Source organism: Nonlabens sp. (assembly GCF_039941875.1).
In the GTDB taxonomy this organism is placed as follows: Bacteria; Bacteroidota; Bacteroidia; order Flavobacteriales; family Flavobacteriaceae; genus Nonlabens.
Genome location: NZ_JBDVDQ010000004.1, coordinates 99,216 through 119,752, shown reverse-complemented (window position 1 = coordinate 119,752; position 20,537 = coordinate 99,216). Strand labels below are relative to the sequence as shown.

Below are 20,537 nucleotides of genomic sequence, written 5' to 3'. Positions count from 1 at the left end.
AGATGAAAAATATATTAATTCTTTTAATTCTTATATGTGGTGTTGCTACCGCCCAAAAAGAACGTGTACAAATACAAGGTGTTATCAATAGCGTTACAAATGAGCCATTGGAAGGTGTTGCTGTTTTTAATCAGGCATCGCTTGAGGGGACTATAAGTAACAAAGAAGGTGGTTTTTTCTTACATGCTAGAAAAGGAGATAAGATATCTTTTAAAGCATTGCAGTTTGAGTCTTTTTCTTTGGTAATTACTGAGAAGGTTATGGAAAATAAAAAAGTAACCATTTCATTAAATGAAGGTGTTAACCAGCTAGACGAGGTAGTGTTAGACGATGGTTTAATGAGAATAGATGTGAAAAGAACTCCTTATGTAGATCCTAAAATCAATGAAGTAAGTGATTATAATCAAAAGACTAGAGCAGTAGACCGTATAGAAAATACTTTTTCTGACCGAATTAAGCAACCAGAAGAATATGCTATACGTAATGAGGCTTTTCAACAAAGTCAGTTGCGTTACAATATGTCTAACATATTAGGTGGGCTAGCATCTATGGCTTTTTTAGGTGCGTTAGATGGGCTTAAACTTGAGACAGGTTCTGCACCAGAGGCCGTGGAAAAAGAATTTGATGTTTATGTTTTAAAAAATAAATACAGTACTGAGTATTTGTTGAACTATCTGGATATACCGCAAGAAGATCTGTACGAATTTATGCACTTTGCAAAGGATAAAGGTCTTAATGAATCTATGTTTGAGCCAGAAAGAGAATTGGATCTCTTACAATTCCTTTCAAATCAAGTAACTTTGTTTAAAGAAAAGAAAAATTATCCTGAAAAAAATGAAGGCTTCTCACCTTCTACAAAAGAAAAAAGCAATGAAAAATAATTTACTTAAAAATGCCTTTTATGGTATTGCAGCTCTATTTTTAATAACTATTACTTCGTGTGATAGTGATGACGACTTGCCTACTGGACCATCAATAACCGTTAACACATTCTGCTACGGACTAGACTCTCTTAATTCAACAGATGTTTTTGATGCATTTAATCGCGAGGTGCTAGAAACCACGACTACCGGTGTTTTTAACACAAGAACCTTTATTGTGGATGATAATATTACTACAGATAATGGACAACTGGACGGTATAGGTTTTCTTATTACTCTAGATTTATATGGGAATAGAGAACAAGAGTTTCAGTCAGGAACTTATGCAATAGGTGATACAGAAGAGGTGGCAGATGCTGTAATTACTTACTTTACAGATTATGATGCTTCTATGAGAACAAATGTAGGTGTAGAGCTAGTTTCTGGTTATGTTGCTGTGACACCTTTCCGTACAGGTTATGCGCTAGAGATAGATGGTATTGATGAAAATGGAGATCGTTTTCATGGTATTTATCTAGGTGATGTAACGCCTCTTAATTAAATACTTGAAGTAATCCCAAGAACATTTGATTGTGGCATGAATCTAGTTAGATTTCTATCGCAATAAAAATTACCGCATGAAAAATTTCAGAATTGTATTGTTATTATCAGTATTGAGTTTAAGTCTTTCTTCTTTCTCATTAGATAGTAAAAATGAAAAAGAGGTAGAACTATCTCGCTTTCGCGAAAGCGAGAACAACAAAGGTCTACACAAATATTATATTTCAGTTTCTAACGTAACTTATAGCGAGAGCGCAAAAAGTCTACAGATGATTACTAGATTTTTTATAGACGATCTAGAAGACGTGCTTAATTCACGTATCGAAACCCCTGTAGAACTAGGCGATGATGCTACTATTCAAGATTTATATCCATTAATTAAAAGTTATTTAGATAAAAAACTAGAAGTTAAAATTAATGGTGAAGTTTCAAAAATTAACTTTTTAGGAGCCGAGTATGAAGGAGATCAAATAGCACTTTACATAGAAATACCTACTTTAAAAGAGCCTAAAGCAGTAGCTATGAAGTTCAATGCCTTTCTAGAATTGTTTGAAGAACAGAAGAATCTGGTGCATTTAAAGATTAATGGAGAACGTCGTACACTTTTAATGGATAAAAATAAGGATACTGATAGTGTGAAGTTTTAGTTAAATCCTTTTTAAATTCTTCTTAATTGTTAATTTAGCAAACCTTAATTTAAATCAAACACATGAAAGCTATTAAACTATTGTTTATCAGCATGATGCTTGTTTCTTATGGTTCTTTTGCGCAAGAGAAAGAAGTAAAAGAAGAGCCTAAGGCTGAAGAACATGCTAACATCAACAAATTCCGCCAGTTGTATCAGGAATTTTCAACTCCTAATCAATATCGTAGTGCAAGTGGTGCTCCAGGACCACAGTATTATCAGCAACGTGCTGACTACGAGATGGACATTAGATTAGATGATGAGAATCACCATATCTATGGTTATGAAACGATCACGTATACTAATAATTCTCCAGACGTACTGGATTATCTATGGGTACAGTTAGATCAAAACATGCGTGCAAAAGACTCTAAGACACCTCTTATAGAAGGTGGTGGAGTGCAACCGTATATGCAGCCTAGCGGTTTTGCTGGAGAATATCTTTCTGAGCCGTTTGATGGTGGATTTAATATTTTAAAGGTTCTTGATAAAAGCGGTAACCCATTAAAGTATATGATCAACAACACTATGATGCGTGTTGAGTTACCATCAAAATTAAAAACTGGTAAAGAGTTTGAATTTGATATAGAATGGGATTATAACATTAATAATCACGTAGAAGGTCGTGGCCGTAGTGGTTATGAGCAATTTCCTGACGGACACAGAGCATATGTAATCGCTCAGTTCTACCCAAGGATGGCAGTTTATAACGACGTAGAAGGATGGCAAAACAGCCAGTTCTATGGTCGTGATGAGTTTGCTTTACCTTTCGGTACTTTTGAAGTTAATATTACAGTACCTGCTGACCACTGGCTGGACGGAACCGGTAAATTAACGAACCGTAAAGATGTTTATTCTAAGACTGAACTTGCACGTTATGAGCAAGCACAAAAATCTTATGAAAACCCAGTAGTTATTAGAACACAAGAAGAAGCTGAAAAGCTTGCTATGATGCCAGGTTCTAAATCTACTAAGACTTGGAAACTTAAAGCAGATTATGTTCGTGATTTCGGATGGACTTCTTCACGTCGTTATATAACAGACGCAATGGCTGTTAAAGTAGGAGGAAAAGATGTTATGGCTGTATCTGTTTATGCACCAGAAGGAAATCCATTATGGGAGCAGTGGTCTACTAAGGCGGTTGCACAGACTTTAAAGTCTTATTCTAGAATGACTTTTGACTACCCTTACCACAAAGCAATCTCTGTACATGCAAAGAATCAAGGTATGGAATACCCTATGATCTGTTGGAACTATGGACGTCCTGATACAGATGGTAAATATTCTGACCGTGTAAAGTTTGGTATGATATCAGTAATTATTCATGAAGTAGGTCATAACTATTTCCCTATGATCGTAAACTCTGATGAGCGTCAGTGGACATGGATGGATGAAGGTTTAAACACTTTTGTACAGTATGTTGCAGAGCAAGATATGGGAGAAAATTACCCAGCTGCTATAGAAGGATTAGATGCTTATCCATCTAGACGTGGACCAGCAGCTAAAATTGTTCCTTACATGGCTGGTGATCAACGATACATTGCTCCTATTATGAGTAAAGGTTTAAATACATACCAATTCGGTTCTAATGCTTATGGTAAGCCAGGTACTGCACTTAATATCTTAAGAGAGACTGTAATGGGACGCGAGTTGTTTGATTATTCTTTCCGTACGTATTCTCAAAGATGGATGTTTAAGCACCCAACACCAGAAGATTTTTTCCGTACTATGGAAGATGCAAGTGCTATGGATCTAGACTGGTTCTGGAGAGGATGGTTCTACACAACTCAATTTAATGATATGGGTATTGAATCTGTAGATAAATATTTTGTTTCTAGTGAGAAAAACCAAGCTATGAAAGATCTTATGGCCGAAAGAAATATATCTGAAGATAGAATACCTGCATTAGTTTACATGGTAAAAGAAGGTAGTGAAGATTATAAAGAGTCTCTTAAAGGTCAAGAACCTGCTGAGGTAGTAGGTGAATTAAAATCTTACTTAATGGATAACTTTACCGCTAGTGAAAGAGCAGCTATGAAATCTCCTAAGTTTTTCTATGAAATTAAAGTAGTAAAGCCAGGTGGTCTAGTAATGCCTATCATTATTGAGTACACTTATGCAGACGGTACATCAGAAACAGTAACGCACCCAGCAGAAATATGGAGACTTAACGACAAAGAAGTAGGTCTAAGTAAAGCTAGTACTAAGGAAATCGTTAAAATAGTAATAGATCCTAAGCTAGAAACTGCAGATGTGGATACATCTAACAATACATGGCCAGCTGCTGCTGAAGTAAGCAAGTTTGACCAGATGAAGAAATAATTTTCTTTTCTTTAAATAACTTTAAAAACCAGATTCACAATGAATCTGGTTTTTTTATGTTTAATAACAAATATCTTTACGGCATGAAATTATTACCGCTAGTTACTATTTGTGCATTGTTTTTTATTTCTTGTGATGATCCATCGCTAGATCAACAAGGTGATGTGGATGAAATAGTAGATCCTATTGAAAACCTTATGGAGTTAAGCTCTATACAAATAGCACAAGGGACATTTAATAATGTGACGGATAACATAGATCTAGTATATAACAACGATGGATTAGTTGCTCAAGTATTGTTTACCGGTACAACAAGTGTTTCTTATAATATGGAGTATGCTTCTAACAATAGACTAGAGACTATTACTAAGGTAGATGTAAATACCGTAATCTATAATTTCACCTATGATGAAGATTTTGTTCTTGTAAATTTTACAGACTCTAATGGAGATGAGGTAGAGATGCAATTGTTTACAGATACTCAAAATAGAATTAATAGAGTGCTAACTACAGTGACAGACGTTTCTGGAGTAGCTACTCAATCAGAAGATTTAAGGTATTTATATAATGCAAATTTTAATGTAGATAGAATCAATAGTCTTGCTTTTAATGGCTTTACTGTAAATGCTTATAGTGAGCTTACATACGAGTTTAATAACAATCCTTTTAGAGATATGAATGATGTCTTAAGGTTACTTATTTTTCCAGAATTTGTTCCTTATACCAGATATGTTCCTATTACTAGAGAAAATTTTACCGCAGCATCGAGTAGTTTTACATTAGAAAACTCTTTCTCTTTTATATATACGTTGCGTGAAGATGAATTTCCTAGTTCTCGTGAAGTTGTAAAAACAGAGTCGGGAGTAAGTACAACAACATTTGAGATTTTTAATTATCTATAGCTTCTTAACGTAATTCAAAATAGTCCTATCGTATATTTGCACTATGAAAATGATTCCACTATTTATCAGTACACCAGAGCTTATGATCGTAGGTCTAGTAGTGATATTGGTTTTCGGCTCTGATAAGTTGCCAGAAATTGCTCGCGGCTTAGGTAAGGCTATGAAGACGGTACGCAATGCTACTGACGACATTAAGAATGAGATTACTAAAAGTGCAGACGAGCACGGTTTTACAAAAGACGTAAAAGAAATCACTAAACAGATTGAGCAAGTAAAAGATCAAATAGAAGACTCTGGATCTGTAAAACGCAAGTTCTAGATGTGGGAATCTATTGTAGAGGTAGATCAGGATATTTTTAGATGGATCAATGGGCTTGCTATTGGTAAATTTAAAAGCTTCTGGTTATTTGTTACTCATATAGAAAACTGGTTTTTACTTTACATCTTCTTCTTTTATTTACTCTTTAAATGTTTTAAGAAACCCATCAATTTTATTGCCATGGCAGCAGTTCCAGTGGTGGTAATTATTACCCTAGGACTGACTAATGTAGTTAAGAATGGAGTAGAAAGATTGCGTCCCAATAATGAGCCTATACTCATGGATAGTATACAAATATTGTTAAAGCCAGGTAACTTTAGTTTCTGGTCTGGTCACAGTGCTGTTAGTTTTGCTGTAACCACATTTGTTGTTCTAGCATTGAGATCACAAGGCATGAGTAAGTGGATTTTCCTATTTTATATTTGGCCCACAACCTTTGCGCTTTCTAGAATCTTTGTAGGTGTTCATTATCCGGCAGATATAACTGTGGGAATGCTAGTCGGTATATTACTAGGGTGGTTGTGCTCTCTTATCTTCTTTAAAATGGCTAGTAGACTACAACACTCGACTTAAAGTAAGACCGTCTCTAACAGATAGAAGAACAGTTTGTAATCTAGGATCTTCCTTTAGTAAATTGTTGTATTCTAATAGAATAGGAGTGGATTTGTCCTTGCTATTTACATCTTCTACGACTTTTCCGTGCCATAAAACGTTGTCTGATATGATTAAGGTTCCTGAATGTACTTTTTCCATAATCTGATGAAAATAATTTACATAATTTGGTTTATCTGCATCGATAAATATCAAATCAAAAGTCCCTTCTAGTTGCGGTATTATTTCTGTGGCATCGCCTATTTTTTGAGTAATAGAGATGTTATTGGTTCCGCCTTCGCGAAAGCGTGCAAAATATCCAGCAGCAAGATCTTCTAGTTCTTCATTAATATCTATAGTGATAAGCTCGCTATTATTAGGCATGCCCTCAGCTATGCAAAGTGCAGAGTAACCGGTAAATGTTCCTATCTCAAGAACACGTTGAGGTGTTTTTAAATGAGAAATCATACTTAAAACACGGCCTTGATAGGGGCCAGACAGCATGATGGGTTGTAATACTTTTTGATAGGTTTCTCTCGCAAGATCTTGTAGAATTTGTGGCTCGTCCTCAGAGTGTGCGACGATGTAGTTATCTAGATCTTTAGGTAAGAAAAACATGGGTATAATTTAGAAATGTAAAATTACGAAGTAAGAATGTAATGATTGGGTCTATTTTGATATTTGAATATGAATATGATCATCATGTCTTACGGCATGGCAGCCGTGGTATCTAATCTTACTGCGTTGATATGGATCTAATTCATTTAATTCGAGTCGAGTAATAAGGTGTGGCTCAATAAAGATTTTTTCAGCTGATTGCCACGTTAGCATATCTTTTATCATATACTTTGTGAAACCTCCATCTATTTCTAGATCTTCATCTATATTATAACCTAAATACTTAGCATAATCATACTGCCAGTAACCAGCGTCTTTACATTTTTGTGCTTGTGTAACTGTATTATCTAATGGTTCTGTAAAAACGCCGTAACCTAGTAGTGAAGGGTTGGATTCTGTAGATTCACCTGTGCTAGTTTGATAAGCAAATGCGATGTCTATTTTACGACCGTCATTATGACTTAAATGTGGCAATAATGGAAAACCATCTATAAAAGGAAAACCAGCATCTAAATAAATCATTTTTTGTCCAGATATACTTGAATAATAACTCTCGGAATGAAAGTCCATAAAATAGTAGAGATCGTCATGTACATAATTGCGGCACAAAAATACATATCCTAAATTATGAGGTGCAATGTGATCGTCAAATACAGGTAACGCTCTTCTGTTATTAAGTGGTGCTAGAATAGGTATTATGAAAAACACGCACAACAAATAGATTACTGAGAAACTAAGTAGTCGTTTTCTCTTATTCCAAAGTGATTTTCTGTATTTAAAGTATCCAAAAACTGCTATCCAAATCAAACCACCTACTTGGGTAACCAATGTAAGGACGATAACAATACACAGGTGTAGTAGGATTTTTAAGTATTTCAAATGCTCGTTTTTTATGGTAAGTTAATGATCATAGCTCATTCTATGGGCATCTAGTTTTATAAAGATAAATAATAATATGGTGAAACCCATGAGTCCACTACCACCATAACTCATAAATGGTAATGGAATACCTACTGTAGGTAGTAAACCTATTACCATACCTACATTAACGAAAAAGTGAAGGAAAAAGATTCCTGCCACTCCATATCCATAAATACGTGCAAACTGGTTGCGCTGACGCTCTGCCATGATGATTATGCGATAGATTAAGAACATAAACAGTAATATAGTGACTGTCGTACCTAATAAGCCAGAAACCTCTCCTATGGCGCTAAAAACGAAATCTGTGTGTTGCTCTGGCACATAGCCGCCTCTAGTTTGAGTTGCTTCTTCTAGTGGTTTTCCTGCCCATCCACCATTTCCTATAGCAATCATGCTCTGGTTAATGTTGTAGCCTATCCCAGCATCATCTTGTACTCGACCTAACACGATATCGATTCGGTTTCTGTGTCTGTCTTCTAGTATGTTGTTAAAAATGTAACTAGTAGATAGAGTGTAAGCAATGCATATGAATGTAGCAATTACATAGAGATATATTCTTGGTTTAGGAAGACGTTTGTTGTGTTTCCGCTTTCGCGAAAGCAAATATATAATAGCTATTACCACTACTATTATTAAAATGATCCACCAAATATTGATCACTAATGCTGCTAAAAATAAAGCCAACGCGATGATTCCTAAACTAAGATACCATAAGGATAGACCTTCACGATGCAAAGCAAAGAAAAAGGCAGTGTATATTAACGCGCTACCAGGGTCTGGTTGCGGTACAATGAGCAGGGCAGGAAGAGCTATAATACCAGCGACTATCATAAAATCTCTGACATTCTTTAAGGATACATTAAGCTGACTCAAAAATTTTGCTACTGCTAGTGCGGTTGCAAACTTTGCAAACTCACTTGGTTGAAAGGTAAATGACCCAATAGGATACCAAGACACTGCACCATTTACTTCTTTACCGAAAATATATAAACCTGCCAGCGATAGCATGGAGACTACATAAATAAGTCCTGCAAATTGCTCATAGAACTTAACCTCTACAGCTAGAATGATTATGATCAGTAAAGCACAAACCCCTATGAATAAAAATTGTTTTCCGTATACTTGATCAATGTCAGTGATAGATGTGTATTCTAATACTGGAGCAGCACTGTAGATGCTAAAAAGTCCTATAAAAACTAATGCAACATAGATTAATATGGCAGCTATGTCATATTTGGGCTTATCACCTATACCCATCTTATTTTAATATTTTAAGATTAAGACTGTCTACTAGTTGGTGTAGTTTTCTTTCTTTCTCATCGGTAATAAGGCCTTGATCTACTGCAACATTAATGTTGTAAGGTTCGTTTCCTAATTTTTTTGCATATTCATATTCTAGACTATGTGACATAAGATAGTCTTCTAGGTCTGTTCTGGTGATTTCTCCTTTGATGTGTTTTTCAATGAGAAGACTTGCTATTTTTGCAGCGTATCTAGAACCCCAGTATCCGTTTTCTATAAATACTGCGATGGCAATTTTAGGATCGTCCTTAGGGGCAAACGCTATAAAAACTGAATGATCTGTTTGCTGTTTACGAACTCCGTCTACCTTAGCAAAATTTTCTACGGTACCAGTTTTACCACATATTTCTATACCTGGAATTTTTACATATTTTGCTGTACCAGAATTGTAAACCTCATTCATTCCTTCTATCACAGGTTCAAAATGTTTTGCATCTATAGTTGTGAATTTTTTTTCGGTGTAATTAGGATTATCTATAGGGTCACCATTCATTTTTTTAATGATATGTGGCGTGTAGAAATATCCTCTATTTGCAATAGCTGCAGTCATGTTAGCTAATTGTATAGGTGTTACAGCTACTTCTCCTTGACCTATAGCATTAGAAATAGTAGTAGGTGCATACCATTTATATTTATACTGTCTTGTGTAGTAATCTCCATCAGGAATTCTACCAGGCTGACCTACAGGAAGGTCGTACCCTAAAAAATTACCTAAGCCAAAACTAGTCACGTGGTCATGCCATGTATCCATACCGTGAGAAGAGGTTTCTCCTTTTTCAATAATTCGTCTATATACTTGAGCAAAGTAAGAGTTGCAACTTTCTGCTATTCCTTTACTCATTGCAAGTGGGCTAGCGTGTGAGTGACAAGCCATTTTTTTTCTACCTCCATAATCATAACCATGATTACAACTAAATCTTTCTTGAGGTGTCACAACGCCTTCTTGTAAACCTATTAATGCATTTATCACTTTAAAAGGTGAGCCGGGCGCGTACTGACCTTGAAGAACACGATTGACATCTGGTAGTCTAATTGTATCTCGTAATATGGCGTTGATATTTTTAGAACGATCTCGTCCCATCAGTAAACTAGGGTCGTAGTTAGGTGCCGTAACTAATGATAGTATTTCGCCTGTTTTAGGTTCAATAGCTACTATACCACCTCGTTTATTGATCATTAATTTTTCTGCGTATTCTTGTAGTTCTTTATCTAGTGTTACGGTAAGATCTTTTCCAGCAACAGGAGCAAGATCACTAGATCCATTTTTGTAAGATTCTATAGCACGTCCGTAATGATCTCTGGTGTATTTTTTATAACCTTTTTTACCTCTTAGCTCTTCTTCATATTGAAGTTCTATACCGCTTTTACCAGCAAGATCTCCCTGTACGTAATAATCGTCTTTGTTAATCTTACTTTGATTAACTTCTCTAATGTAACCTAGAACACTTGCGCTATGATCTACTTGATACTTGCGTAAAGAACGTCTTTGAATGTAAAACCCAGGAAATTTTCTAAGCTGTTCTTGTAATGGTGCATATTCCTCTTGAGTCAATTGTGGTATAACAACACTAGCTTGCTTTGTAGACCAAATTCTAGCTGTTTTCAGTTTTTTTTCTAGTCTAGCTTCATCTATTTTCAATAAACTTGCTAGTTTACTCAAATCAAAATCTCCAGTTTCTTTTGGGATAACCATAACATCATAAGCTACCTGATTTGCGACCATGAGTTCTCCATTGCGATCGTATATAAAACCACGTTCTGGGTAATCATAAATCGTTTTCACAGAGTTGTTTTCTGCTTCTAGCTTTAACTCTTCAGATATCACGACTTGTAAATAAATCATTCTACCTATAAAGGTCAGTCCTACCAGGGTGACAATAGAAAAAAGCAGTAATTTTTTCATGATTTGACTTTAGGTTTAAAAATAATCAAAAAGAGACTTGCTATAAGAATGGTAGCAATGCCTACGCTCAACGTGAGCTTTAATGTGTAGAGTATTTGAGAAGTGTTAAATATTACTAGACTAAAGAAAACTAAATGGTGTATGATAACAGACAGTACTGTTAACAACAACAGTCGGTCTATAGGAGTTCTTATAATTTTAAGATTTTTCATTAAATAACTTTCTCCATAAACTAGTTTCAACCACACAGGTCTGATAAATGCTAGTGTTATACAAGCTGCAGCATGTGCGCCTCCTGTATTTTGAAAAGTATCTAGAAGGAGTCCTAGCGCAAACGCTATGAACATAAAAGACCATCTATTATTGTCTACAGGATATAGGATGATGAACAGTATATATACCATAGGGTTGATGTAGCCCAAAAAATTAATTTGATCCAATAGAAATATTTGCAGAATTAGTAATCCTACAAATCGAAGTACGTTATTTAAAAGAGTACTATTCATTAGTGCCTAGTGTATCTATTACATGTAAAGCTGCTTTGTCTCTATTCTTAATAACATTGACATAATCTAGATTAGTCATGTCATTGAATAGTTCTACGTTTATTTTATACCTAGAACCATTTTCAGTTAATTCAGCATCTTTTACAACACCTATTAAAATATCAGGTGGAAACGTGGTGGATTGTTTACCTGTAATTATAGTGTCTCCTTTATTTACTTTGGCCAGTCTTGGGACGTCTTCTAAACTCATCATATAAGGGTTATTTCCATCCCATTTTAAAGACCCTATAGTTGCTGTTCCTTTAATCTGTGCGTTTAGGGAAATTTGCGAATTCAAAATAGAAATTACTCTAGAAAACTTATCACTACTGCGGTCTATCACACCTACTATGCCAGTAGGGCATATAACACCCATGTCAGAATCGATGCCCTGATCGCTACCTATATCTATGGTAATAAAATTATCAGATTTATAAAAATCATTTTTAATTACTCTTGCAGGAAAAACTTTATAAGGAATATTATCTGTAAATAAAAAAGTAGATTCTTTTCCTAGTAAGGTGTCACCTATCTCTAACAGTTTCATTCTCAACATGGCATTTTCAGTACTCAGTTTTTTATTTTGGTCATCCAGATCAAAATAGTCATAGATACCAGTTTTTGTACTTAAAACATTACCTGTTAAGTATCCTGTAGAGTGAATTGCTGTATTGCGATGGTAATCATGACTCTGTATGGTGAAACTGAGCGCGATAACCAATAAAAATAAATACAACAACAAGTTTCTGTACTTGATCAGAAAATTGACAATTTGTTGCATGCGATTACTTCAATAAGTTTAGAATAAGATTTTAGTACTTGTTAGCTAGTACACTTTTGTACTTGTCTAGATTCTTAAGAGTAAGGCCAGTACCACGTACTACAGCTCTTAAAGGATCTTCGGCAATGTAAACAGGTAGATCTGTTTTTTGTGATAGACGTTTGTCTAGACCACGTAACATAGAACCACCACCAGCTAGATAAATACCAGTGTTGTAGATATCTGCTGCTAGTTCTGGAGGAGTTTGTGATAATGTTTCCATAACCGCATCTTCCACTCGTAAAATAGATTTGTCTAGCGCTTTTGCTATTTCTCTATAACCTATTTTTACTTCCTTAGGTTTACCAGTTAAAAGGTCACGTCCTTGAACGCTCATTTCTTCTGGCGGCACCTCAAGATCTTCAGTAGCCGCACCTATTTGTATTTTAATTTTTTCTGCTGTGCGTTCTCCTACATAAAGGTTATGTTGAGTACGCATGTAATAAACGATGTCGTTAGTAAAAACATCACCTGCAATTTTTACCGACTTATCACATACAATACCTCCTAGAGCAATAACCGCTATTTCAGTAGTACCACCACCTATATCTACGATCATATTTCCTTTGGGTTGCATGATATCTACACCTATACCTATGGCGGCTGCCATAGGCTCGTGTATTAAGTATACTTCTTTACCATTAACCCTTTCTGCACTGTCTTTTACGGCCCTCATTTCTACTTCTGTAATTCCAGAAGGGATACAGATAACCATACGCAAAGAAGGGGCAAACCACTTCTTTTTCAATGCTGGGATCTCTTTTATAAACATAGAGATCATCTTTTCACTCGCGTCAAAATCTGCAATCACTCCATCCTTAAGAGGTCTAATTGTCTTTATGTTTTCATGAGTTTTCCCTTGCATCATAGCAGCTTCTTTACCTACAGCAATAATCTTACCTGTGGTTCTGTCTCTTGCTACTATAGATGGACTGTCTACAACTACTTTACCGTTGTGAACTATAAGTGTATTTGCCGTACCTAAATCGATGGCAATATCCTCTGTAAGAAAATCAAAAAATCCCATAAATGATGAGTGGAAAAACGTTAATAATTAGGGCTTTGCAAAGCTACTACAAATCTAGTGTTTAAAATGCCTTGTCCCTGTGAAAACCATCGCAATGTTATTTTTATTGCAATAATCTATAGAAAGTTCATCTTTTATTGATCCGCCTGGTTGTATCACTGCTTTAATCCCTGCATTGTCAGCTATTTCTACACAGTCTGGAAATGGGAAAAACGCATCACTAGCCATAACAGAACCTTCCAGATCAAATTTAAATGACTGTGCTTTATGGATAGCTTGGTTCAATGCGTCTACTCTTGATGTCTGTCCCGTACCACTTGCACATAGTTGTTTGTTCTTTGCAAGTACAATAGTGTTAGATTTAGTGTGTTTACATAGTTTAGAAGCAAATAGTAGATCTTCTATTTGAGCATCGGTAGGAGCAAGAGTTGTTGCTGTCTTTAGATCTTCTTTTTGATCTGTTTTTAGATTAGGGTCTTGTACGAGATAACCGTTTAATGAAGCACGCACTTCTAGTTTGTTGGTATCTCGCTTTCGCGAAAGCGCACCATCAACTAGCTCTAACATGATTCTATTTTTCTTACCTTTTAAGATCTCTAGTGCGTCGCTAGCAAAAGATGGAGCAATCACAACTTCACAGAATAACTTATGAATTTCTGTTGCTGTTGCTGCATCAATCTCAACATTAGAAATTAAAACACCACCGAATGCCGATACTGGATCTCCAGCAAGTGCATCTATATAAGCCTCAAGTACTGTGTTACGTTGTGCGACACCACAAGCATTATTATGTTTGAATACACCAAATGTAGGGGCGTCATTCTCAAACTCACTAATTAAATTTACTGCAGCATCTACATCGAGTAAGTTGTTGTAAGAAAGTGCTTTACCGTGATGTTTAATAAACATGTCATCAAAGTTTCCATAGAACCATCCACGCTGGTGTGGGTTCTCTCCATAACGCAATGGCATTACATGTTGTTCACTTAATTTTAAAGATTTCTCTGGAGAGTCGCCAGAGAAATAATTGTAAATCGCACTGTCGTAGTGTGATGAAACGTTAAAACAGCTTGTTGCAAATTCTTTACGTTGTTCGATGGTAGTAACACCATTTCCTTCTTCGAGAACTTCTAGTAGTTTTGAATAGTCGTCTACAGTACCTACACAAAGAGTGTCTTTAAAGTTTTTTGCACCGGCACGTATTAGGGAAATACCACCTATGTCTATTTTCTCAATAATATCTTGTTCTGTAGCACCGCTTGCCACTGTTTTTTCAAATGGATATAAATCTACGATTACGATATCTATTTGTGGTATGTCAAATTCTGCTAACTGAGCTACATCACCATCATGATCACGTCTGTTAAGAATACCTCCGAAAACTTTAGGGTGTAGAGTTTTTACACGACCACCTAATATAGATGGGTAAGAAGTTACATCCTCTACTGGGACTACGTCTATACCGAGATTTTTAATGTATTTTTCAGTTCCTCCAGTAGAATAAATTGTAATGCCTAAATCGTTCATTTTTTTAACGATAGGGCCTAAGCCGTCTTTATTAAATACAGAAATAAGGGCGCTTTTTGCAGTGATTTGACTCATGTTGTGTAGTTATTTATGGGAAAATGCAAAAGTAATTCTTTAGAATGTTTTATGTATTTAAAGAGCATGTTAATTGAAGTGTTTTTAATATTTTTTTTGGCTTTTCTTAATGACTAAATGTTAGTTTAAAACTTGGTAAGCGACTACTACGTATGTATTATGATGTTCTAACAACTTTTTCTGTGTATTTCGTTAATAGTTTAAATGTCACAGAATAAAAATCTCTTTATCACAGAAATAGAGATAATGTTTCCATATTTTAGCAACCTATATCCGAAAATTATGAAAAAAATTAACTTGCTTTTAGCTTCATCCCTCTTGGTTTCATCTTTGTGTTTCTCACAAACCAAGGAAGATAGAGCAGAAATCATCAAACACAACAACCAAAAAAACCTTCAAAGATTAATAATCGAGTTGGATGAAAAGAACACTATTGGTTTAGAACAAGCTTTAGAATATTCAAAAGCAAATAATATTCCGATGATTGTTAAAAACCCTAAAGATGGTTCTTTCCAACAATTAATGAGAATTGCTGAAGATGGTTCTCCTATTTATTATACGTTACATAATGCAGATGCTGCAAATAGTTCTAGAGCTAATAGATTACACAATGGAGGATCTTTAGGTCTAAACGTGGAAGGTCAAAATATGACTGCCTATGTTTGGGATGGTGGTGCTGTACGTATAGATCACAATGAATTTACAGATCAGCCAATAGGTAGAGCGCAAATTGGTGATAATGTTACGGTGCTTAATGGCAATAGTTTTCATGCAACGCACGTTTCTGGTACTATAGCTGCATCTGGAGTTAATCCTGCGGCTAAGGGCATGGCACCACAAGCAGATGTTATTACTAACGATTGGAGTAATGATTTTACAGAAATGGCAATCGCTGCTTCTAATGGAGCATTATTAAGTAATCATTCTTATGGTATTAGAGCTAACTCCATAGGAGATGCTTTATTCGGAAAATACATCGAATCTAGCAGAGATTTAGACCGCATTGCTTTTGAGGCTCCATATTACCTACCTGTTTTCTCTGCAGGTAATGATGGGAATGATAATGTTTCAAATGGAGATCCTTTAGCTGGAAATGTTAATCAAGATAAGCTATCCTTTAATTCAGTTGCTAAAAATGCAATGGTTGTGGCAAATGCTCAGGATGCGTCAATTAATACTGATGGATCTTTAGGTGCCGTAGCTTTAAACACTAGTAGTAGTCAAGGTCCAACTGATGATTTGAGAATCAAACCAGATATAACTGGTAATGGTACTCAATTGCTTTCTACATATGATAATGCAATTAATGCTTACAATTCTATTTCTGGAACTTCAATGTCTGCTCCTAATGTAACTGGTTCAATGTTACTTTTACAGCAACATTATAATGATAAAAATGGACAATTTATGAGAGCTGCTACTTTAAAAGGTTTAGTTCTTCATACCGCTGATGATGCTGGTCCTATTGGGCCTGATCCATTTTGGGGCTGGGGAATGATGAATACCATGGCCGCAGCTGAGGCTATTTCTTTTAATAATTTACGATCTAATATTATAGAAGAAGAACTTCAAAATGGAGCTACCTATTCTTTTGTTGTGAAATCTGATGATATTTCTACGCTCAAAGCTTCCATAAGCTGGACCGATGTAGCTGGAGAAATAAATGATGCTGCTGCAAATGATGGAACTCCTGCGCTAGTTAATGATTTAGATATTAGAATTTCCAAAAATGGGACCGTTTTTGAACCATGGAAATTAGTAACATTAAATTCTAACAGCACTGGTGATAATGTCGTTGATAACGTAGAAAGAGTAGAAGTACCTAATGCTACAGGTGAGTATACTATTACTGTAACACATAAAGGTACTTTAGTGGGCGGTAGCCAGCGTTTTAGTCTTGTGATTACTGGTTTAAATAATGTTTTTGCAGTTAATTCTGAAAATCCTCTTGTTGAAATTTGTAATGATCAAACGGCTAGTTTTGCTCTTGAATTCTTAGCAGATCCTATATTTAGTGAAACGGCTAATCTTAGTTTGAATAATGTGCCAACAGGTGTAAATGCTAGTTTAACAAACACAGCTTTTTCTGCTGCTGGAAATACATTGTTGAATTTAAGTAATTTCAATTCTCTTGCAGATGGTTATTATGATATAATAATTAATGCAGATACTCCTACAACAAATAGGAGTTCTGTAGTAACTGTTAGGGTAATGTCTGATAGCTTTACAACTGTAAGTCTATTTTCACCAGATGATATGGCTACTAGTGTTGATACTTCAGCTTTATTAGACTGGGATGATGATCCAAATGCCCAGCAATATCATGTTCAAATATCTACAAATTCTAGTTTTGCTAGAACAACGTTTGATAGCTTTGTAGATGTTTCATCATTGAGGGTAGATCCTTCATTGTTGTCTCCTTCAGTAACTTATTTATGGAGAGTAAAGCCTATTAATGATTGTGGAGAAGGTACATACGTGACTAGATCTTTCACAACTATAAGCTGTGTATCTTCCATTGCTTCAATTCCAGTTTCAATTAATATACCGGATGATAATCCTGTCGGTATTCAAAGTATTATTAATATTAATAGACCTGTTAATTTATCTGTTGGGGAAACTTCTGTTTTTCTAAGAAGTACACATGAGCGTTCTGGAGATTTATCAATTACACTTACTTCACCAGCAGGCACAGTAGTGCAGTTAGCTTCTGCTAATGATTGTGATTTAGAGGATTTGGATGTTACCTTTGATGAAAACGGTGGGCCTTTCACCTGTAGTGTAAGTACTGGTCTTTCTGGTTATTCAGGAATAATTAAACCGTCAGGGAATTTGTTTGATTTTAATGGAGAAACTATTAACGGCGATTGGATACTTACGATTATTGATACCGAAGCTTCAAATGTAGGTAGGTTATTTGAATGGGAACTTAATTTTTGTGAGCCAGTTCTAACTCTAAGTAACGAGTCTGTTGAAGAACTTGATTTTGCTGTATACCCTAATCCATCTAATGGTGTGTTCAATGTAAGTACTGCAAATGCTACTAATAGTGGTGATGCTGTAATAACTATTTCTGACCTTAATGGTAGAAGAGTCTTTACTAGAGATGTTAAGAATTTAAGTGGTAATTTAAATGAAACGATAGATGTTCAGAATCTTACTAACGGTTTGTACTTATTACAAGTGCAACAAGGTACTTCTACATCTGTTGAGAAGATCATTATCACTAAATAATAATCTGAGATTATTTTAAATAGAAAATGCGATCCTTTTCAGGATCGCATTTTTTTTGTGCTTTACTTAAAAAAAGAATCTTAAACTAAATCAGCTAGTTCTTTAAAATCTAGACCTCCATAATTACCACTACTCATTAAAAGTAAAGCGCTATTGTCCAGACTCTGTTTAAATAGCCACTCTTTGAATGCTGCAGGATCTGTCATGACTATCAAGTCTTCACGGTCAAAAGCTTCTAAGATTTGCTCTTTGGAGACAGGAGCAAGCTTTTTAATCTCCACTGCATGCGGACTGTAAAACACAACAGCCACATCTGCTGGATTTAATGCATCTTTATATTGAACTAAAAACTTAGGATCAAGACTAGAATATGTGTGTAATTCTAGACAGGCTATAGTTTTACGTCCCTTATATTGAGTACCGACTGCTGCTGTAGTAGCAGCAACTTTACTAGGGGAATGAGCAAAATCTTTATAAATAACAGCCGTTTTACTTTCTGCCACTTTTTCTAAACGTTTGGACGCTCCTTTAAAAGTCGCAATCGCTTCATAGAAATCATCTTCATCTATTCCCATATGCTGGCATATCCATTTTGCACCAGCTAGATTGCTCAAGTTATGTTCTCCAAAAATCTCTATTGGCATGTCACCTTCCGGAGTGTCTAGATAAGTGGTGCCATCGATTATTTGATGCTGTGGCACTGTGTAAGAATGTTTTCTAGTAGGCTTTGTAGCTGCTTCAGCAATATCCTTAACTGCAGAGTCCTCTTCATTATAAACTAGAATGCTACCGTTTTTCATTAGTTCTACAAACTGCTCGAACTGACTTAGGTAATTTTCCCATGTAGGAAATACATTTATATGATCCCACGCTATTCCAGATATCAACGCAATATTAGGTTGATATAAATGGAATTTAGGTCGTCTATCTATAGGGCTAGAAAGGTATTCATCACCTTCTAAGACCATAAATTCATTCTCATCGGTTAGGTGTACCATGGTTTCAAAACCTTCTAGTTGTGCACCTACCATATAATCGACTTCTTTTTCATGGTAATGCATCACATGCAATATCATCGAGGTGATAGTAGTTTTTCCATGAGAACCGCCTATAACAACTCGTGTTTTATTTTTAGACTGTTCATATAAATACTCAGGATAAGAATAGATTTTTATTCCCAGTTCTTGCGCTTTTAATAACTCAGGATTGTTTTCTTTGGCATGCATTCCTAAAATAACCGCGTCTAAATTTGCAGTTATTTTTTCTGGAAACCAGCCATATTCTCCTGGAAGCAGATCGTATTTTTCTAATCTAGATTTACTAGGTTCGAAAATAGTATCGTCGCTTCCTGTTACATGGTCGCCTTTATGATGTAAAGCAAGTGCAAGATTGTGCATGGCACTGCCGCCTATCGCGATAAAATGTACGCGCATAATATGTGTATTTGGTAAGTTTATAAAGCTAGTAAAATATATGACTTAGTCATTCATTTCTATCTTAGATTCTAAAGAAAGTATATCTGCTTTAAGTTGTGTGTCGATATGTTTAAGTGACGCCCTTTTCAGAGTTTCCAGAGCTTTTTTATCGTCGTTTAATTTGTATTGATAAATAGCTGCTAGTTTACGATAAGTAAGTAAAGAGCCGCCGGTGTCTATTGCTTTTTGATAAGATACAGCTGCATCATCATACTCTTCTTCATACTCATCTATATAACCATGTGCGAGGTGTCCGTCTACTGGAGATATTTTAATCAATTGATTTGCATAAGACCTGCTTTTACTTATGGAACCGCCTACTATCCCAGGTAGTTCACAGTATAATTGAGATAGGGCATGTCTAGATTCTATATGTTCAGGGTCTAATTCGGCAGCTTTTTTTAAATGTTTTTTAATGTCGTCTAACATTCCTAAAGCCTTAAATTTTGAAGAGTTTTTGGCATATAATCCCATTGCGCCGCCGTATTTAAAGTTGTATCGAGCGCTTTTTCCATTGCTGTCTATTAGTTTTTTATAATATCCCATAGCCTTCTCAAATTTATTTTGATGACTAGCAATATCACCTAATCGTTCTATGACGTCTAGATTAGAATTATCCTGTTCATATAATTTGGTAAATTCTATTTGTGCTTTATCAAATTTCTCAGCTTTGAATAATTGTTCCGCTTTCGCGAAAGCGGACTGACCATAAGCAACAGTGCTCATTAAAAAGAGTAGGGCAATTAATATCTTCTTCATTCTGTAAAAATATCAAAAAGTAAACCAAAAGCAGTTTCCCTCAATGAAAAGATACTTTTACTCAATCTTAGTTTCTATTATTTGATTATCC

Annotated in this window: 18 protein-coding genes; 8 read left to right on the top strand and 10 right to left on the bottom strand. The window is 35.4% G+C overall.

Annotated features, from left to right (window positions below; all coding sequences use genetic code 11):
* The first annotated feature begins 2 nt into the window (after positions 1–2).
* The 7 genes from ABJF08_RS03590 to ABJF08_RS03560 all read left to right on the top strand — a co-directional run bounded on the left by ABJF08_RS03590 (position 3) and on the right by ABJF08_RS03560 (position 6,222).
* The gene (locus ABJF08_RS03590; protein ID WP_348114673.1) at positions 3–881 is read left to right on the top strand and encodes a carboxypeptidase-like regulatory domain-containing protein; all 879 of its coding nucleotides are present in this window, start codon (positions 3–5) and stop codon (positions 879–881) included.
* Positions 871–1,422: a hypothetical protein gene (locus ABJF08_RS03585; RefSeq protein ID WP_348114672.1), complete on the top strand. Its 552-nt coding sequence runs from the start codon at positions 871–873 to the stop codon at positions 1,420–1,422. The genes ABJF08_RS03590 and ABJF08_RS03585 overlap by 11 nt, the downstream gene beginning before the upstream one ends.
* Before the next feature lie 76 nt (positions 1,423–1,498).
* Positions 1,499–2,068, top strand: coding sequence for a DUF6702 family protein (locus tag ABJF08_RS03580; protein WP_348114671.1), 570 nt, complete (start codon positions 1,499–1,501; stop codon positions 2,066–2,068).
* Between the two features lie 62 nt (positions 2,069–2,130).
* Complete coding sequence (locus ABJF08_RS03575; protein ID WP_348114670.1) at positions 2,131–4,428, top strand: M1 family metallopeptidase; 2,298 nt, start codon at positions 2,131–2,133, stop codon at positions 4,426–4,428.
* An 83-nt stretch (positions 4,429–4,511) separates the two neighbouring features.
* Positions 4,512–5,330: a hypothetical protein gene (locus ABJF08_RS03570; protein WP_348114669.1), complete on the top strand. Its 819-nt coding sequence runs from the start codon at positions 4,512–4,514 to the stop codon at positions 5,328–5,330.
* A gap of 43 nt (positions 5,331–5,373) precedes the next feature.
* Positions 5,374–5,649 carry a twin-arginine translocase TatA/TatE family subunit gene (locus tag ABJF08_RS03565; protein ID WP_348114668.1) on the top strand — a complete coding sequence of 92 codons (276 nt, stop codon included), beginning with the start codon at positions 5,374–5,376 and terminating at the stop codon, positions 5,647–5,649.
* Complete coding sequence (locus ABJF08_RS03560) at positions 5,650–6,222, top strand: phosphatase PAP2 family protein (RefSeq protein WP_348114667.1); 573 nt, start codon at positions 5,650–5,652, stop codon at positions 6,220–6,222.
* Here the strand turns inward: ABJF08_RS03560 and ABJF08_RS03555 are convergent.
* Genes ABJF08_RS03555 through purH form a run of 8 tightly spaced genes read right to left on the bottom strand, consistent with a single transcriptional unit; the run spans position 6,205 to position 14,978 of the window.
* Positions 6,205–6,858, bottom strand: coding sequence for an O-methyltransferase (locus ABJF08_RS03555; protein ID WP_348114666.1), 654 nt, complete (start codon positions 6,856–6,858; stop codon positions 6,205–6,207). The genes ABJF08_RS03560 and ABJF08_RS03555 overlap by 18 nt on opposite strands.
* 51 nt (positions 6,859–6,909) lie before the next feature.
* A complete protein-coding gene (locus tag ABJF08_RS03550; protein WP_348114665.1) occupies positions 6,910–7,737 on the bottom strand; it encodes a hypothetical protein in 828 nt (275 codons plus the stop codon).
* Between the two features lie 21 nt (positions 7,738–7,758).
* Positions 7,759–9,036: a rod shape-determining protein RodA gene (gene rodA, locus ABJF08_RS03545; RefSeq protein ID WP_348114664.1), complete on the bottom strand. Its 1,278-nt coding sequence runs from the start codon at positions 9,034–9,036 to the stop codon at positions 7,759–7,761.
* Position 9,037: 1 nt separating this feature from the next.
* Positions 9,038–10,984, bottom strand: a complete 1,947-nt coding sequence (gene mrdA / locus ABJF08_RS03540; RefSeq protein ID WP_348114663.1) for a penicillin-binding protein 2 — start codon at positions 10,982–10,984, stop codon at positions 9,038–9,040.
* Positions 10,981–11,490 carry a hypothetical protein gene (locus tag ABJF08_RS03535; protein WP_348114662.1) on the bottom strand — a complete coding sequence of 170 codons (510 nt, stop codon included), beginning with the start codon at positions 11,488–11,490 and terminating at the stop codon, positions 10,981–10,983. Before ABJF08_RS03535 ends, mrdA begins: the two co-directional genes overlap by 4 nt.
* Positions 11,483–12,310 (bottom strand): rod shape-determining protein MreC, encoded by an 828-nt coding sequence (gene mreC, locus ABJF08_RS03530; protein ID WP_348114661.1) that lies wholly within the window; start codon positions 12,308–12,310, stop codon positions 11,483–11,485. Before mreC ends, ABJF08_RS03535 begins: the two co-directional genes overlap by 8 nt.
* Before the next feature lie 31 nt (positions 12,311–12,341).
* Positions 12,342–13,376, bottom strand: a complete 1,035-nt coding sequence (locus ABJF08_RS03525) for a rod shape-determining protein (protein ID WP_104514616.1) — start codon at positions 13,374–13,376, stop codon at positions 12,342–12,344.
* 54 nt (positions 13,377–13,430) lie between these two features.
* Positions 13,431–14,978, bottom strand: coding sequence for a bifunctional phosphoribosylaminoimidazolecarboxamide formyltransferase/IMP cyclohydrolase (gene purH / locus ABJF08_RS03520; RefSeq protein ID WP_348114660.1), 1,548 nt, complete (start codon positions 14,976–14,978; stop codon positions 13,431–13,433).
* A gap of 282 nt (positions 14,979–15,260) precedes the next feature.
* Between purH and ABJF08_RS03515 the strand changes: the two genes are divergently transcribed.
* Complete coding sequence (locus tag ABJF08_RS03515; RefSeq protein WP_348114659.1) at positions 15,261–18,212, top strand: S8 family serine peptidase; 2,952 nt, start codon at positions 15,261–15,263, stop codon at positions 18,210–18,212.
* An 80-nt stretch (positions 18,213–18,292) separates the two neighbouring features.
* Here the strand turns inward: ABJF08_RS03515 and ABJF08_RS03510 are convergent, their stop codons facing one another.
* A complete protein-coding gene (locus tag ABJF08_RS03510) occupies positions 18,293–19,645 on the bottom strand; it encodes a Mur ligase family protein (RefSeq protein WP_348114658.1) in 1,353 nt (450 codons plus the stop codon).
* A 45-nt stretch (positions 19,646–19,690) separates the two neighbouring features.
* Complete coding sequence (locus ABJF08_RS03505; protein ID WP_348114657.1) at positions 19,691–20,446, bottom strand: hypothetical protein; 756 nt, start codon at positions 20,444–20,446, stop codon at positions 19,691–19,693.
* Positions 20,447–20,537 lie beyond the last annotated feature (91 nt).